Here is a 17,826-nt window from a genome sequence, read left to right as displayed (position 1 = left end):
GGAGTGGATTCCATACATCAAGTTAAGCCTGATAGCATCAAGGCCTAAGTACGTTCATTCGACCAACTTCAAAACGTTACTCTGAGCTAACAAGAAAGTTCTACTTTGTCGTAAAGTGATAGGTAAAGCATGGTTCTGTAGGGGCAGGTTAAGCAAATTTGATATTAAGCCCATCCATCTCTGAAGTCTCCCAGACAATAAAAGCGCCCATGCAATGATGATAGGGCACATACGTTACACTCATATGGTGAGTTGTTCATTATAGTTTGGCTAAGGCTCAATAACGTAAACGTTTTTGCCACCTTGTTCCTTTTCCCATTTAATGTGCATGCTTGTAAGTTGAACAAAATCCGCTAGTTTAGACTTATCATTGTTAGCTTGAAATCGGTAGCTCTTATTGGGGTCAAGAATTAACGTAACGTTATTTTCCACATTAATGTCTAATGCTTTTTGAGACTGCTGCAGGTACTCTTTTAATACAGTACGTGAGTTTGGGTCGCCAATATTCAGAAACTCTTTTTTCGCTTTTAACTCGCGTGCAAAATAAGGGTTATATTTGCTACCTACCAATAAGAATTTGTCATTGTGTTTGATCGGCTTGCCTTGATAAGTCATCTCCGTGATCCGACCTTCACCCTCTGCAACAGGGAACCCAAACGAATTGTGCGTTGAAGCTTTCGTGATATCGATTTTATATTTAATGCCTAAAATGTTGTAGTACAAAAACGTTAGGTGATCTGGTTTAATCAACAAACCACTATCATCATTGGGTTCAACATACATAGAGGCAGAAATTTCAAGTAGCTCTTTAAGCTCTTTTCCTGTCATCTCTTTCGCTATTAGGTCTGAAGAATAAACCAATGAACCTACGTCACGAGTCGTAAGCTCACCAGCTTCCAAACCTAAGTAGAAGTTAGAGTCATTGCGGTGAATAGCAGGGGCTACGGTGCTTAAAATTGGAAGTTTAGTAATTTTTTTATTTGTAACGAAACTGATCATTGAGTCACCGACAATTTGATAAACACTGTCATTGCCAAGCAAATTGAAATCGTTACGTAACTCAACGTTAACTTTACCAAGAGGGCGTGAAAACTCTGTTAGGATCTGTTTGTGGTAGTTCGCAGTATATTGACGCACCTTTTGTTGTTGGCTCTCTGTTTCAGATCGCTCATTGCTCTTGACAACAAAAGCGGAGCCTTCGGTAATCGTCCAGGCATTATCATCATAAGACAAACTTAGGTCAACAATACCTATGTGGTCACCCCACTTCCCCGGCTGAGCCGCAGGCTTGCCGAAAATCGTGCCTTTTTCGTTATCAACGTTTTCAGTCGATTGATACTTCTTTCCTGGAAATGGCTTATGAGTATGGCCAAATAGAATCGCATCCACATCTTCTACTTGTGCTAAATGCCAAGTCATATCTTCCATGCCCTCGTAATACTTAACGTCTTTCATACCGGAATGAGCAAGAGCAACGATGATGTCAGCACCATTTGCCTTTGCTTCTGCTGCCCATTTTTTTACATGCGGTAAGGGGTCAACGATATCTACTTTTCCATCAAGCCATTTTGCATTTAACTCCATGGTTTGAGGTGGAACAACCCCAATATAACCAATCTTAACTGTACGATTGGTCCCTTCTTTAGTGATTACAGGCTTCTCAACGATGACATAGGGATTGAAATAAGGAGTTTCTGAGCCTGATTTGTAAACATTAGAAAGAACGGTTGGAAAGTTAGCTTTGTCGTAATTGAGATGTAGATACTCTAAACCATAATCAAAGTCATGGTTACCGGGAGCTGCCACATCAAAATTAAGTTCATTTAGAATATCAATGATAGGTGTTGTTTTAGCTTGTCCAGCTAGCCACTGACCACCGATGAAATCACCAAACGGATTCCCTACGAGTAAATCACCTGTATCTGCTAGAACGGAGTTGTCACTTTCGTTTCGGTAATGCTCTATCTCAGCTATGAGGTTAACAGCCCCATACTTTTCACTTCTTTCATTAGCATAATAATCAAAGTTATCCATGTAAGAATGGAGGTCTGATGTACCGATTAATCGAAGTTTCGCATGTTCCGCACTCATTGCGTGTGTTGCTGCAAAAGTGAGTAGCAAACCACTGTATATAGCTGACCTATTCATATTATCCGCCTTTAGGTTCAATAAATGATTGTTTAATGATCTAGTCAGCAGTCATAATAATAGGATCGATTAAAATTCTACGCTAAGCCAATCACTCTATTGTTTCCCCTAACGAATTGTCATTTCACGACAGGCTCTATCATTTCAACATGTGGTCAATAAATGTTCGCACCTTATGGGGTGTAATCGCCGCACTTGGGTAAACAAAATAAAGCTCGGTGGACCAAGTATAATCAGTGAGTAGATTCACCAGTTCTTCTTGTTCAAGATAATCACCGACTAAAAAATCCAAAGCACACGCAATGCCCACTCCATTTTTGGCCATCTCGACCAACATAGCTTCTGAATCCGATCGAATCGTTGAGTTTAACTCGACAAATTCATGTGATTCATCTGCAAAGTTAAATCGCCATTTATCCTTTGTTAGACAACTTCGGTAGTTCATACAGCGATGTATTTTTAAGTCTGATGGGATATTAGGTGTCCCATTTTTCTCTAAGTAGTCGCTAGAAGCGACAACCTTTGTGCCGATGCTCTTAATCTTCCTACACCGAAAGCTGCTATTGGGCATATCGCCGATATGAAAGGCGAGATCTATACCCTCTGAAACAAGGTCATCCAATGTATAACCATACATGACCTCCAGTTCTACATTGGGATAAATTTGAGTAAACGAGCTGATCTTTTGCATGAGATTCAAATCATGCTCAAGAACAATTGGCAGGCGTATACTAAAAGAGCCGCTCAGAGTGTCATTTCGTTGGTCGATGACATCATGAGCTTCTTTAATGTCATCGAGAATCTTTGAGTATCGTTCATAGAGATACTGCCCTTGCTCTGTTAAAGATAATGTTCTGGTTGTTCGCTGAATAAGCGTACATTGCAACTCATTCTCTAACTGGCGTATTTGCTTGCTGACAACAGACTTAGACAGTACCAATTCATCAGCGGCCTGTGAGAACGAATTATGCTTCACTACGGTGTAATAGGTAGTGACCAAGTTTAGGTTCAGGTTTTTCATCGGAGTACCTCTAATAGTCATTCTATTCTAATGCATTACTACTAAAAGAGCTCACGAGTTCCTTTGCACACCTCACATTATAGTTTCTCTATAAGAACAATCTTTCCACGTAGCTTTGTTTTTCTAAACCTCAATTTCACTCATTCTGTGTCCATACCAATTTCCACAAAAGGATACTGAAATGACGAATATCACCCATGACGTAGCAGACCTAACTCTTGCACCAGAAGGTACGAAACGAATTGACTGGGCGCGTGCACACATGCCAATTATGCGAAGTCTTATCGAACGCTTAGAGAAAGAACAACCATTTAAGGGATTAACCATCGGTATTTGCCTTCACGTAGAAGCTAAAACTGGCGTATGGATGGAAGCTTTGACAAAAGGTGGAGCCAAAGTAGTTTTGACCGGTTCCCCAGGATCAACCCAAGATGAAACCGCAGCAGCACTGGTGAAAGATTACGGCGTTCACGTATTTTCTCATCGTAATGAGTCATTTGAAGACCACATTCGCTATTGTGAAAATGTTCTTAGTTTTAATCCAGACATCATTGCTGATAATGGTGCCGATTTACATGAGCTTGTGTTCACTCACCCTGAGTTTGAGCATCTACAAAGTTCACTGTTAGGTGCAACAGAAGAAACGACCACAGGGGCTAACCGTCTACGTGAAGACTTTAAGTCTGATAAGTGGTCAACGTTGATCATTAACGACACCATGTCTAAACGTATCATCGAAAATCGCTTTGGCGTTGGATCTTCTGTCGTTGACGGCATGATGCGAGCAACAAACGTGATGCTTCATGGCAAGAAAGTGATTGTGATCGGCTATGGTTACTGTGGCTCTGGTACTGCCCAACGTCTTCGTGGTATGGGCGCTCATGTCACAGTCGTTGAAAGTAACTCGCTCACGAAGCTTGAAGCGCATATGGAAGGCTTCTACACCTCAACACTTGAAAAGGCATTGCCTGATGCTGACATGGTTGTGACTATCACTGGCCGTGATGATGTTTTGCGTAAAGAGCACTTCGAGCTCATGCGTGATAAGACAATTATTGCAAACGCAGGTCATTTCCAGCGTGAAATTAATCTGTCTGAACTCAAAGATATGAGTCAGGGAATTTATCGTATTCGCCCACACGTAACAGCCTATCAAATAGAAGGTGAAGATAAAGAGTTGTTTGTCCTCTCTGATGCCAACTTAGTCAACCTATCTGCCGGTGATGGTAACCCAATCGAAATTATGGATTTAGGGCTCGCACTTCAAACGCTAAGTCTTGAGCGTATCGCGCTTAATGCTAAATCGCTCTCTAAGATACCGCAGCCGGTACCATACGACATTGAAATGATGGTGGCTGAGCTAGCTTGTGAGCACTGGATCAATCATTAATCCCAACAGAGCGGTAGGCTATTTAGGTCTGCCGTTTTTATTTGAAAGAACAAGGACATTTCTATGCAAATCCTCTTTAGTCTACTTGGCATGGTAGCGTTACTCGGTATCGCTTATGCCTTTTCTATGAACCGAAAATCTATAAATATAAGAACGGTTCTTGGCGCATTTATTATTCAATTTTTAATCGGTGCATTCGTTCTGTTTGTACCCATAGGTAAAGATCTTCTCCAGTATGTATCAAATGGAATCAATGCTGTTCTTGGTTATTCTGCTGATGGTATTGGATTCTTATTTGGTGGTTTAGCCAGTGATAAGATGTTTGAAATATTTGGTGGCGGCGGCTTCGTCTTTGCCATTCGCGTATTGCCAGTAATTGTATTCTTTTCTGCCCTAGTATCCGTTTTGTACTATTTTGGCATTATGCAGATATTCATTCGTTTCCTTGGAGGAGGCCTTCAGAAATTGCTAGGTACGAGTAAATTTGAGTCGATGTCAGCAACCGCAAATATCTTCGTCGGTCAAACTGAGGCACCTCTTGTCATTGCGCCGTATATTAATAAACTTAGTCGGTCAGAGTTATTCGCAGTGATGTGTGGTGGCCTTGCATCTATCGCCGGTACAGTACTAGGTGGATTTGCTGCAATGGGCGTAAACATGGAGTATCTGATTGCGGCATCATTTATGGCAGCGCCTGGTGGCTTGTTGTTTGCCAAGATCTTATTGCCAGAAACTAAGAAACCTGAAGAGTTGGACGCTGACCGTAAAAATAGTGAGGTAAGTGAATCAATAGAAGCTTACAAGCCAAGCAATGTTATTGATGCAGCCGCTGAGGGAGCATCTAATGGGGTAGCTTTGGCGATTAATGTGGGTGGTATGCTTTTAGCATTTATTGCTTTAATTGCCCTTTTAAATGGCCTGCTAGGTTTAGTCGGCGGATTTGTTGGGCTGCCTGAACTATCATTAGAACTCATACTTGGCTACCTATTTTCGCCTCTTGCTGTGATCATTGGTATACCACTAGAAGAAGCGTTTAGTGCGGCAACGTTCATTGGTCAAAAATTAGTACTCAATGAATTTGTCGCCTACGTTAATTTTACTGAATTCCTAATCGACAACCCGTTATCTGAACGTACTACGGCAATCATCACCTTTGCACTGTGTGGTTTTGCTAATTTCTCAGCTGCAGCTATGTTGCTAGGTGGCCTAGGTAGTATGGCAAAAGAAAGACGCTCGGAGATCTCTAGCCTGTGTTTATATGCCATTCTTGCCGGTACGTTATCTAACTTAATGAGCGCGACAATCGCTGGTCTGTTTTTGTCCTTTTAACCTATAGAGAAAAGCTTTAAGAGGCTCAAGAAGCCTTTCTCTATTTCTTGTATGGCACTAAATATAGTGGACTGTAGTGGCTGAGTGAGTTCGGCCACTTGATTGGAGGTTTGCAATACTTGAAGTAATTCATAAATCACTAATTTAGGAAGCTCGCTGACACGTTTCTGTCCAAAAACGAGTTGAACGAAGCCGCTCTGCGACTATGACCCGACTATCAGCTAACCCTGTTAAAAGTCCGTCAATTTTAGCAAACCTTCATTATCACTGGCTCGAATCATTGAGTTGATTTTTCATATACGCCAGAAACGAAAAATGTCGCATCCATGCGACATTTCTCTTTTGGCGGCCAAACCAGTTTTGCTATATCCATTCTAGATTTCAATCCATTAGGAGATTATTCAGAATGTACATATAAGACGCTGTTAATGTTGATTAGTTCCCGTTACGCCGCATTTTTTTTCGATTTATTTTCTAAGTCGAATGACGCTGCGATTAACTTCTTGGTGTAGTCATTTTTCGGTGCATTGAAAATCTCTTCTGCAGACCCTTCTTCCATCACTTCACCCTTCTGCATCACCAGTACACGATCCGACAGTGCTTTCACTACCGAGAGGTCGTGGCTGATGAACAGAAAGCCAATATTGTGCTTGGCTTGAATGTCTTTCAGCAGGTCAATCACGGTCAGTTGTACTGAGCGATCGAGTGCTGAAGTCGGTTCATCCAGCAAAATGAAAGAGGGCTCTAGAATCAGTGCGCGAGCAATCGCGATACGTTGTCTTTGCCCGCCAGAGAACTCATGCGGATAACGGTTTATTGAATTCGGCGCTAAGCGAACTTCAATCAATGCTTTGCGCGCTCTTTCTAAACGTTCTTGCTTGGATAGATGAGGTTGATGCACCGTTAAGCCTTCGGTGATGATTTCCCCAACTGTCATGCGTGGTGATAAAGAACCATAAGGATCTTGGAACACCATTTGGACATCTTTCTTGAGCTTGTGACGCTCTTTATCATTTAATAAGCTAACGTCTTGGCCTTTGTAAACAATACGTCCGGTACTCGGCAGCAAGCCGATTAATGCACGTCCAAGGGTCGATTTACCTGACCCTGATTCACCCACAATGCCTAGCGTTTCGCCTTGTTTAAGATTCAACGAAATGCCTTTTACGGCTTCGAAGTACTGACTTTTACTCTTGATGAAATGTGATTTAACCAAGAACTGAACTCGGATGTCGTCAGCAGACAATAGCTCTGGGGCTGACGCCTCAACAGGAACCTTAGCGCCTTTAGGAATCGAGTTAATCAGCATGCGTGTGTAATCGTGTCTTGGATTCTCGAATAAGGCTTGAGTCATCCCTTCTTCAACTAGCTCACCTTTGCACATCACCAGAACACGGTCGGCAAAATGTTTTACTACGCCAAGGTCATGGGTGATGAACAAAATTGCCATGCCCATTTTGTTTTGGATTTCTTTGATAAGAGAAAGCACTTCCGCTTGTACGGTCACATCCAATGCGGTGGTGGGTTCGTCGGCAATCAAAATATCGGGCTCGTTGATTAAAGCCATCGCAATCATGATGCGCTGCAACTGACCGCCTGAAAACTCATGCGGATACTTGTTGTAAGCCTGTTCTGGCATTGGTAAATGCACAAGATTGAAGAGCTCTAGCACACGCTGTTTTGCTTTTGATTTCGATACATTGCGGTGGCACATAATGGCTTCAGCCACTTGTGTGCCCACGCGCAGGTATGGGTTGAGAGAGGTCATCGGTTCCTGGAAGATCATGCCGATTCTGTCGCCACGAATCGACTGCATTTCTCGTTCAGTCTTGCCAAGTATTGATTGCCCCTCAAATTCTATTTCAGATTGAGCATCAATGATGGCGTTATCAGGGAGCAAACGCATGAGTGCGTTAGAAGAGACTGATTTACCTGAACCTGATTCACCAACAATGGCCAAGGTTTCGCTAGAATTAAGGGTAAAGTTAACCTTTTTTACCGCATCAATGATTCCATCATTGGTTGTGAAGCTAACGGAGAGGTTATTGACTTTAAGAATGGCCCGGTCCGACATGATATATCCTTATCAATTTAAGACATTAGGTGAAGATTTCACTTCTGACGTGGTTTTAAGTTGCCCAAAATGGTGATGAGCACGTTGAATTTGTTCTAGTTCGAGCATCCAATACGAACTGCGTTGAGCACTGCAAAAAGCGATCAAATGATTGAGTAGATCTTCACTCTGTTTTTCCAGCAGTGAATAGGTGCGTTGGATCAGTTCTGTGCTTTCGAGAGAGATAAATTGCATCAGTGCGTAAGACTGATTCAAGGTGTCGAAGGCTTGCTGATGATGGCCTAAACGGTTGAAAATCTCTGATTGAGCGACACTTGCGTCTCGAAGCCCTGCAAGTAGACAGGCAAATTGGCAGGGCTTGATGTCGCTTTGGTATGCAGCATCTTGGATGTGGTGAGGAAGAGACGTTAGAACATCACCATACAGGCGCTGTGCTTCTGGCCAGTGACCTTGTTCCATTAACTGTTCAGCTTTTAGGTAGTGCATCCAGCATCGTTCAATTTCCATATCCACATCCTCAATTTATAATATCTGAAAATGTTAATGATATTTATTATCAAATGCAAATTAAAATCATTCACGTGTTAAGTTGGTAAATAAAGTGGCCGGTTATTCTTAAAAATGGCTCAAATTGTGCGTTATTTGCTCAGTTGAACAGCGATGTTGCGTAAGTCACTAAATTTATAGGAAATTACATCTACACTGATTTTATCTACACCCAAGTAATGAAGGACTAAGGAGGCGGCGATGGCGATGCAAAGACTCAATACAGAACAGCTGTATAAGGTAGCGGAACTCGATAAGCTACCATGTAAGTCGACCAAAGAACTGGCTCCAATTGACGAAATCGTCGGGCAAGAACGTGCACAAAAGGCCGTTGAGTTCGCGATGTCAATCAAGGAAAAGGGTTACAACATTTATGCGATAGGGCGAAATGGTTTGGGTAAGCGCACCATGATTTTGCGCTATCTAAACCGACACACTCAAGAGGTCCAAGAGCTTTTTGATTGGTGTTATATCGCGAACTTTGAAGATATTCGTACACCGAAGGTACTCAAGTTGCCACGTGGCGTGGGCAGCAGCTTAAAGCAAGACATTGAAAAGCTGATGCGTAAATTGCTTAAAGCCATGCCGCTCGCATTCGACAACGAGATGTACTTTAGCCGTGCAGATAGGCTTAAAAACCAATTGGCCACGAAGCAACAAGCTGCGCTCGAAACAATTAGCCAAGAAGCGAAAGACAAGGGCATCAACCTGACGATTACCACTCAGGGTGATTACCAGTTTGTCGCAATGAATGGGGATGATCTTCATACCGAAGAGAGCTTTGATCTACTTTCGCCGGAAGAGCAAGACCAGTTCGATAAAACCATTGATGGATTGGAAGTGGGTCTACGAACCATTTCTCGCGAACTGACCGAGCTTGAAGAGACGTATACAGAGAAAATTCAAAAGCTTAATGATGATACGGCGCGAGATGTGATCACGCACTTCATCAAGCAGTTGAAGCAAGACTACAGCCAATATCCAGATATCAAAAAGTACCTGACGGCACTGCGTAAAGACATTGTCGACAACGCAGATATTTTCTTGGAAGAGAGCACAGAGCAAGCAGAAGTTGCGACCGCCTCTTTGGATAAGAAAATGCCACGTCGCTACAAGGTTAACGTGATTGTGAGCCAGAAGGAGGAGACGCTGCCGATCGTGGTTGAAGAGAATCCGAATTATCACTCTCTGTTTGGCTATGTCGAGACGGCAACTTTTAAAGGTACCGTATTTACGGACTTCTCATTGATTCGCGCTGGTAGTTTACATAGAGCCAATGGCGGTGTGTTGTTGATGGATGCGGTTAAAGTCCTCGAACAGCCTTATGTTTGGGAAGGCCTGAAGCGCGCGCTACGTTCGCGTCAATTGAGCTTCACTTCATTAGAAAAAGAGGTCACGTTAACGGGAGCGGTATCGCTTGATCCAGAACCGATTCCATTGGACGTTAAGATCATTCTGTTTGGCGATTACCGAACTTACCAACTGCTGCAACACTACGATGCGGAGTTCGGTGAACTGTTCCGTGTCACAGCCGATTTTGAAGATGAGATGAAGCGTACTGCGGATTCTGAAATGCATTATGCACGCTTCATTTCGAGCATCGTGCACGACAACAACATGCTGCATTGTGATCGTAAAGCGATTGCTCGCATCATTGAGCACAGTTCTCGTCAGGCGGGTGACCAAGGTAAGCTGTCGCTGCACTCGGCACACATTGCGAATCTGCTTCGTGAGTCAAACTACGTAGCGAGAGGCTCAAAATCGAACTTGATTCGTGCAACGCACGTCGACCAGGCGTTATCTAACCAACAGATGCGTGTTGGACGATTGCAAGACAGCGTAATGGAAACTTTCACTAACGGTACAACGCTTATTCATGTTGATGGCCAAGCGGTAGGGCAGGTCAATGCTCTGTCAGTACTCAGTACTACCGATCATATGTTTGGTGCGCCGAACCGAATCACGGCTACCACAGCTTACGGTGACGGTGAAGTGATTGATATTGAAAGAAACGTAGACCTAGGTGGCAGTATTCACTCGAAAGGTGTGATGATCTTGTCGGCTTACCTTTCTTCTGTATTTGGTAAGACGGCCAAAGTTCCGCTCACCACTAATATCACCTTCGAACAATCGTATGGTGGCGTCGATGGTGACAGTGCGAGTATGGCCGAGTTCTGTGCGGTGGTGTCTGCGTTTTCTAAGCAGCCAAACCGCCAAGATATTGCGATTACCGGCTCAATGAACCAGTTCGGTGAGTCTCAGCCTATTGGAGGTGTGAACGAGAAAATTGAAGGTTTCTTTGATGTGTGTGAAATCAAAGGACGTTCAAACGAACAAGGGGTGATAATCCCACGCTCGAATGTTCATAACTTAATGCTGCGCGGTGACATCGTGAAAGCAGTTGAAAAAGGCGAGTTCAATATCTGGGCGATTGACCATGTCACAGAGGCGATTGAACTGTTCACAGGCAAAGCCGCAGGTGAGGCAAGTGATGAGGGTAGCTATCCAATTGATACTATCTTTGGTATCGCTCAAGCTAAACTGAACGCACTGCGTAAATAGCTGTATAGCTAGTTAGCTAGACTAGATAGTTAGCTAGACTAGATAGTTAGCTAGTTTATGCCTAAATAAACAGATAAACAGATAAACAGATAAACAGATAAAAACAGCCACAACGCAAAAGCCATCGATTCTAGAGTCGATGGCTTTTTTATTGGTTGCGACTTTGCTCGCGAGTGAGTGGTTTGTATTTGGTCAATTCACGAATTTGATGAGCGCAGTGTGTTAAATGATCTTAGCCGTTTCGTAAGCAGAGCTTGGTGCCATCGAACTTCAATTTTGCCAACAAGTGTTTAGCGTTAGCGCGGCCAATATCATCAAATTCCACACCGTATCGAGCGTAGTGCGTCGATTTTTGCAGATTACAGATGATGCCTCTCAATGGAGGGATAAGAGGGCCATTGTAGTTTTCAGGTGTAATCTCGATAGACACTCGATCGGCAATCTGAATTGCACGAGAGGTCGGAGAGGTCACAAAACGACAACCACTTTTCGATAAGTCTCTTATCTCACAGTTTGCTCGTTGGTCGTTGAAGATAATTCTTGAAGCCAAGTTCACTTCATAGCGTGTTTCTTTACGCAGCTGAGTGACTTGCATCGTGCTTGGTGTCGAAAGTACAAGAATAGGGAAGGGTTCACCAATCTTATGGTGAATTTGGCTTCTAAAGTGAATAAGTGCGCCTTCACCTCGTAGAGAATAGGCACGAGCGGTCATCCAAAAACCTTCTTGAAAGAAAAAATTCAGATCTTCATTGGATACCTCGGGAACCTCAACCACAATACAGTTATCACTGTGCGTACCGATAAATTTGGTGGTGGCGAGAAACTTAGTGCCAACCGGAGTCGAGACATTTAATGTCAGCTCACTGCCGTGCTCAATCATGGCCAGTGCATCGGTGCTGTTTATCGTAGAAACGGTGCGGTTACGAGGGTCTTGAAGTGCCTGATTATGCTCCAAAGGCTTCTTCAGTGGTGCGTTCATTATATATTCTCCATGCGCCAACATGCGTCTGTTAGTTATATTGGTAACTTGCTAACAAGGGGTTATTACGTGCTAGATTGAGTAGGCGTACTCACATAGATTTATAGAGTGCCTTTTATCATTGCTGTTTTTATATTAAGCCGATGGCACTGAATTAACTACTTTGTTTGTAAGTACTTAGTTTTATTTATATGCACTTGCGTTAGTCTATTACAAGGAACTCATACTTCAAACTTTTATTGTTTGTCGTATCAATTATTTGCAGGAGTTGAGAATGCAGGCAGTAAAATGGGATCAAGAAGTGAACCAGATCACAGTTGAGCTAGAACCCAACCAGTTCGCGGTCGTTAAGTATCAAAAGGACGGAGATGTACTACATATCACCTCGACACGAATCCCTGATGAACTACAAGGCAAGGGCTTTGGCAAGGTGATGATGGAGTCGATCTTGCTTGAAATTGAACAAGCAGGCTTCAAAATTGTGCCAGTTTGTAGCTATGTCGTTCACTACATGAATAGGCAGCCACAGTGGTCACATCTTCTATCTGATAAAGCATAGCAACGAGTAATATGTCTCAATCAATATCGTCAAATAATCGGGCTCAACCTGAAGCGAGTTCAAGTCAAAATCAGCCAGAGCTTTATCAAAAAATAGCGACCTCGTTGGGTTGTCACCAAGGGTTTGATGTTCAAGTGATTCAACGCCTGTGGGGTGGATATGGCGAGTTAGTTCGCTTGGTCTTTTCTCAAGAAGGCCATGCTGAACTGAAAAGTGTGATTGTTAAACATGTCGCGTTGCCAGATAAAGCAGAACACCCAAAGGGTTGGAATACCAAACTCTCTCACCAACGAAAGGTGCACTCTTACCAAGTGGAAACGGCTTGGTATCAGTCGTTTACCCAACAGTGGGATGAGCGTTGCCCTGTACCTGTAGGGTTGCATTGTGAGCAACAAGAGAATGAATGGCTGATTGTGATGCAAGACTTGGCTGAAATCGGCTTTCCGTTGATCTCTCAGTTTGATGTGCTTGCTGCTTCTGACGATCTGGCAACCAAAGAGACTCAGCTTGAACGGGCTTCTGGTTACACACTAGAAGAGCAAAAACAACTCGATGCTTGCCTAAAGTGGCTTGCTAATTTTCATGCGAAGCATATCCATATAGACCAAGAAAAGTCTGCATCATTATGGGAAATAGGTACTTACTGGCATTTAGACACACGTCCTGATGAGTTCAATGCGTTGGCCGACTTACCATTGAAGAACCAAGCGCAACATATCGATCGTTTACTCAGAGAGTGTCCGTATCCAACTTTGGTGCATGGTGACGCCAAGCTCGCTAATTTCTGTTTTGATTCAGAAAGCCAAAACGCTGCTGCGGTCGATTTTCAATATGTGGGTCTTGGTTGTGCGATGAAAGACGTGGCTCTGTTTATGAGCAGTGCGGTGAGGCCGCAAGATTGCGCTGAACTAGAGTCTCAGATGTTAGAGACATACTTCCGATACTTGGAAGATGCATTGACGTACTATCAGCCACAGCTTTCGTTTGATGAAATCGAAGCTGCGTGGCGACCTATGTTTTACGTGGCGTGGGCTGATTTTCAACGTTTCGTAAAAGGTTGGAGCCCAGAGCACTGGAAGATCAACCCGTATACTGAGCAATTGACTCAAACGGTTATTGAGCAGCTAGAAAACTCAGAATACATTGCCTCATATCTGCAAACCAAATAAGAAAAAATCGCCCAATTTATGATTGGGCGATTTTGATTTTATCTCACTTAGGCCTTAGTTCGTTTGGCTATCAGCTTCTGTTGTTCGTGTGTAAGCGAGCTTATTGGCAAGTTTGAGTTTTTTATTGAAACCCTCTTTATCAATATCCCCCATTACTCGTGCAGGCTCTATTTCACCGCTGGCGGGTGAGTAAAAGAAAATCGCTGGTGGGCCAAACACATTCTTATTGTTGAGCCATGCCATTTGTTCTGGCGAGCTTTCTGTTACATCAAGTTTTATGGTCTTCCACTCTTTAAGCTTTTGGCTCACTTGTTGGTCATTGAACACGTTGGTTTCAATCACTTTACAAGACACACACCAATCTGCGTAAAGGTCGACTAGCACCTTTTGGTCGCTGCTCGCTGCGGTCTGCAACTGTTGTTCTAGCTGAATAACAGAGTCTGTTTTTTCAAAGGGAGTGATCGCAATGGATTGGACTGACTCCCTGTTTTCAAGTGGGTTCAGAGGATCGGTATTACCTAAGAAGAATCCGACAAATAGAATGAGACCGTAACTCAGTGGTAGCAAAGCAGAGAACTTACGAGTACGCGCCCAACCCGGTTGTGCGGCTTCTAAAGCACCGAAATGTACACCAGAACCGATGGCGAGCAGCGCCCATAAGATCATAATGAACGATGGGGCGACAAAACGGCTCAACAGAACAATAGCAACAGCCAATAGCAGCACGCCAAATACTTGCTTAACTGAAACCATCCATGCGCCACTTCTTAATAACAAACGCCCGCCACTCGCTCCGATAGCGATAAGTGGTACGCCCATACCAAGCGCCATTACGAACAGAGTTGCTCCGCCAAACATCCAATCTTGAGTGGTTGAAACGTACAGCAACGCACCGGCCAATGGCGCACTGACACAAGGTGACACCACCAAGGCTGAGATTGCGCCCATAGCAAAGACACTGGCGATCTTGCCACCGCCAAGTTTGTCTGAGCCACTGTTGAGTTTTTGCTGAAGGGCAGCAGGCAGTTGGAGTTCATAGAATCCGAACATCGCTAACGCAAGCAGAACAAAAACCGCTGCAAAGCTACTTAACAACCAAGGTTGTTGCATCGCGGCTTGTAGGTTGACCCCTTTTGCCAAGGTGGTGACTAAGATCCCCGTCATCGCATAGCTGGTTGCCATACCCAAAACGTAAGAACTGGAGAGTGCCGCGCCTTTCTTGCCTGTCATCGCTTTTTCGCCACCGATGATGCTAGCCAAAATCGGAATCATCGGCAGTACACATGGCGTTAGAGACAAGCCAAGACCAAGCAAGAAGAACACGAGAAGCGCTTGTAACTTACCGGCTTGAGATAGGAACGAAGATAAGCCATTCGTATCCTCGCTGATCTCACCTAGGGTTTGATATAGAGAGTTTGATGGCTCCTCAACCAGAGCTTCAGCTAAGGTTTCGAGCATAGGTAAATCGAGCACTAACTTTTGCGGCAGGTAGCAAAGTCCTTTGTCTGCGCAGCCTTGATAACGCACGGTGAGTTTCCCACTCCCTGAGTAAGGAACAGTAACGGTAACGGGCTCGTGAAATACGATGACGTTACCAAAGTTAGGATCCTCTTTCTCTTCACCTGGCAGCGAATAACTCGGTTCTAACGTAGATAATGACGACTCACCTTTGAACGAAAATCGAGATTGATACAGGTAGTAACCCTTGTGGGTATCAAAGCTGATTACCGCGCCTTGGTCTGTGGCTTCCCATGTGACGGGGAAGGCCTCTTCAACGGGAAGAAACTCGTTTTCTTGAGCATGTAACAATCCGCTAAACAATAGAATTAACGTAAGTAGGTAGCACTTCATGGATGAAGGAACTCCGTGTTTTGGTGAATGTGTAATTGATCGTCGATGTAGATAACAGCGCTATCTTCAGGTACTGATATGTTGGGATTCAATGTCAGTGAAGTACTGAGCACGCCGGCTTCCAATGTGGACGACGAGATAGCGGTAACAGAAAGGATCTTCTGCTCGACATCTTGCTTTGACAGAATATGAGAGGTGGTCTTGTCACCAAATTGCACTTGGCGTTCACTGTGAGCTGAGGTCGTGAGCGCTGCGTTCGTTAACGGAACGGCGAAAAATGGGGTCTTGTTGTCTCTTGGATCTAATACAGCAATGTTAAATGCCGAGCCATCCGGTTTGGTGCCTAACGCATAGATGTCACCGCCAAAATTCACTAACATCGACGTCGCGCCGAGTTGTTTTCCGATCGCTACGGCTTGGTCGACGGCGTACTCTTTGATGACGCCGCCAAAGTCGAAGCGAGTACGGGAATCAGGGACGTGTAGCCTTGTCCTTTGTAGATCGAGGGTCCCTTGTAGAACGACGGCCCCTTTTTGATCCATTGTCCCTTTTAATTCCCACGCTTGCTTACCCAAAGCAGAAGACAAGGCTTGGAAAGCATGACTGTGCAACATCTTCGGCTTTTGTTTTAAAAGATGTTTGATGCTTCCGACCGTAGTATCGAAGGTATCGAACGTCAGTTGACTTAATCGGTCGAGGTGTTGGAAAACCTCGGCAGATTCAGAATCGAGTTCGACATCACATGATGCTCGCTGATTAATGCATTGTGTTAGCCATGATTCGTCGCAGTAGAAGTTATATTTGTCTTCCAATCGGCGTGTGTTTTGCTCTATCTCAGTCGCTATTGCTGTTGCGCTTGCCTCTGGAAAGTTAGCCAAATTCATCGACAAAATTTGCACTTCACACGGTACGGTCATGGCATGAAAGCGATGTACAAAGGGCAGGTTAGAACTCATAGGTTGCTCCAACAGCCCACCACTGCGCTTCAAAACCGTTGCTCTGTTCGTAATACGCAGCAAGCGCATTTAAGCGTAATTTCTTATGTACCTTGATACTCGCCCCTAGCTCATAGGCATTGGCGGTGAAGTTGCCTAAGCGAAGGTCTGAAGTCGCGTAACCTGACGATGCAAAAGAAGGATCGGCACTACTTGGATCGCGATAGAAATCGGCTGCATCTTGCGTGTACCAGAAATAGCCCGGTGCCAAGGTTAACCATTCACTCACTCGCCAAGATAATTTGCCACCTAACTGGTGAGACATTACGCCCCAATCATCCATAAACCATTTGTATCTTGGTCGGATTTTTAGACTGTCGGACACTGAGTAAAAAGCTTGGATATTAATACCGCCAGAGAGTCGCGTGTCCGGTCGAGAATCTTGCCCTAAGAACACTTCATCATCATCGATCTTTCCGTCGTCGTTGATATCGACTTCACGCAGAACCGTTAAATAGTGATTGCTCAAATAGCCACTACGGTAACCCGTGTAAGCAGTAAAAATGCTGTATAGATTCGGCGTGAAGGTTTGTGATAATCCGGCTTCTAAACTGCCCGTGAAAATGTCTTCCCAGCTCTGGCTGTTTGATGAAGCCAACGAGTATTTGTCGAACGCTTGAGTCTGATCGAAAAGGGCAGAGCCACCTAGACTGTAAGAGCGGTTTTTAGTGCTATCGGCATAGACCAAACCTTTGGCATTGATACCAAGGCTTTCGTAATCTTCTTCTTGAGAGGCGTTACCACCGAGAGTCCATTCATTACGTAAGGTATCGCGATAGGTCGCGCTTAAGCTGATGGATTTTCTAGTGTCTTCAAGGCCTACTTTTTGGATTTCATAGCCACTGCGGTGAGGATCGTAGCCTGCACGAATAACCTCGTCGGTTTTATTCTGTGCTTGTTGAGTTTTCAGGGCGCGGTTTACCTGATCGGCATTGGAAGCAGGAGGTGTTGTAGGCCCCCATGCTGGAGAGGCGCCTGAAACACTGTCGTAGCTTATCTCTGCGTTGAGTGTCCAATCTAAGCCGATACTTTTCTCAATCGAAACCATGGTGTCATTGGCTGATACTCTGTCATCGTATTCCTCATAGCTAAGGTAATGAACAGAGATATGATCTTCAGCTAATGCCACGTTAGCCACTGCCGCTGCACTCAGCAGCGTAATTGGTAATTTTTTCATTTTTTTCTTATTTTGTTTTTTTAAAT

13 protein-coding genes are annotated in these 17,826 nt (G+C 44.1%); 5 read left to right on the top strand and 8 right to left on the bottom strand.

All coding sequences use genetic code 11. The features are described from left to right. Window positions 1–270: 270 nt before the first annotated feature. Together AACT19_RS16195 and AACT19_RS16190 are read right to left on the bottom strand one after the other, a co-directional pair. Window positions 271–2,148, bottom strand: a complete 1,878-nt coding sequence (locus AACT19_RS16195; RefSeq protein ID WP_076647400.1) for a metallophosphoesterase — start codon at window positions 2,146–2,148, stop codon at window positions 271–273. 139 nt (window positions 2,149–2,287) lie between these two features. After that, window positions 2,288–3,169, bottom strand: a complete 882-nt coding sequence (locus AACT19_RS16190; RefSeq protein WP_076647397.1) for a LysR family transcriptional regulator — start codon at window positions 3,167–3,169, stop codon at window positions 2,288–2,290. A gap of 181 nt (window positions 3,170–3,350) precedes the next feature. On the opposite strand from AACT19_RS16190, the gene AACT19_RS16185 reads away from it, so the two are divergent. Both AACT19_RS16185 and AACT19_RS16180 read left to right on the top strand, forming a co-directional pair. Further along, a complete protein-coding gene (locus AACT19_RS16185) occupies window positions 3,351–4,559 on the top strand; it encodes an adenosylhomocysteinase (protein WP_076647393.1) in 1,209 nt (402 codons plus the stop codon). Window positions 4,560–4,622: 63 nt separating this feature from the next. After that, window positions 4,623–5,888, top strand: coding sequence for a NupC/NupG family nucleoside CNT transporter (locus AACT19_RS16180; protein ID WP_054543035.1), 1,266 nt, complete (start codon window positions 4,623–4,625; stop codon window positions 5,886–5,888). A gap of 445 nt (window positions 5,889–6,333) precedes the next feature. Here AACT19_RS16180 and AACT19_RS16175 read toward each other — a convergent pair whose 3' ends face one another. Continuing rightward, window positions 6,334–7,962: an ABC transporter ATP-binding protein gene (locus tag AACT19_RS16175; protein WP_076647390.1), complete on the bottom strand. Its 1,629-nt coding sequence runs from the start codon at window positions 7,960–7,962 to the stop codon at window positions 6,334–6,336. Window positions 7,963–7,974: 12 nt separating this feature from the next. Beyond that, entirely contained in the window at window positions 7,975–8,469 is a 495-nt protein-coding gene (locus tag AACT19_RS16170) for a hypothetical protein (RefSeq protein WP_004732800.1), read from the bottom strand. 240 nt (window positions 8,470–8,709) lie between these two features. Here AACT19_RS16170 and AACT19_RS16165 point away from each other — a divergent pair, with 240 nt between their 5' ends. Then, entirely contained in the window at window positions 8,710–11,070 is a 2,361-nt protein-coding gene (locus tag AACT19_RS16165) for a Lon protease family protein (protein WP_017083022.1), read from the top strand. 232 nt (window positions 11,071–11,302) lie between these two features. On the opposite strand, the gene AACT19_RS16160 is transcribed toward AACT19_RS16165, so the two are convergent. Continuing rightward, entirely contained in the window at window positions 11,303–12,049 is a 747-nt protein-coding gene (locus tag AACT19_RS16160; RefSeq protein ID WP_004732802.1) for a flagellar brake protein, read from the bottom strand. A 274-nt stretch (window positions 12,050–12,323) separates the two neighbouring features. Between AACT19_RS16160 and AACT19_RS16155 the strand changes: the two genes are divergently transcribed. Beyond that, window positions 12,324–12,608, top strand: a complete 285-nt coding sequence (locus AACT19_RS16155) for a GNAT family N-acetyltransferase (protein ID WP_065607935.1) — start codon at window positions 12,324–12,326, stop codon at window positions 12,606–12,608. A gap of 11 nt (window positions 12,609–12,619) precedes the next feature. After that, on the top strand, window positions 12,620–13,777 hold the full coding sequence (locus tag AACT19_RS16150; protein WP_076647388.1) for a phosphotransferase: 1,158 nt from the start codon (window positions 12,620–12,622) through the stop codon (window positions 13,775–13,777). Between the two features lie 54 nt (window positions 13,778–13,831). On the opposite strand, the gene dsbD is transcribed toward AACT19_RS16150, so the two are convergent. Genes dsbD through AACT19_RS16135 form a run of 3 tightly spaced genes read right to left on the bottom strand, consistent with a single transcriptional unit; the run spans window position 13,832 to window position 17,800 of the window. After that, a complete protein-coding gene (dsbD, locus tag AACT19_RS16145) occupies window positions 13,832–15,628 on the bottom strand; it encodes a protein-disulfide reductase DsbD (protein ID WP_076647385.1) in 1,797 nt (598 codons plus the stop codon). Beyond that, window positions 15,625–16,584 (bottom strand): FAD:protein FMN transferase, encoded by a 960-nt coding sequence (locus AACT19_RS16140; protein WP_076647382.1) that lies wholly within the window; start codon window positions 16,582–16,584, stop codon window positions 15,625–15,627. Before AACT19_RS16140 ends, dsbD begins: the two co-directional genes overlap by 4 nt. Continuing rightward, entirely contained in the window at window positions 16,574–17,800 is a 1,227-nt protein-coding gene (locus tag AACT19_RS16135) for a DUF3570 domain-containing protein (RefSeq protein WP_076647379.1), read from the bottom strand. The genes AACT19_RS16140 and AACT19_RS16135 overlap by 11 nt, the downstream gene beginning before the upstream one ends. Between the last annotated feature and the right edge of the window lie 26 nt (window positions 17,801–17,826).

The organism is Vibrio sp. 10N.222.47.A9 (assembly GCF_963872585.1).
Classification (GTDB): domain Bacteria; phylum Pseudomonadota; class Gammaproteobacteria; order Enterobacterales; family Vibrionaceae; genus Vibrio; species Vibrio splendidus.
The sequence above is the reverse complement of the archived record's forward strand: the minus strand, read 5'-3'. Positions and strand labels throughout refer to the sequence as shown.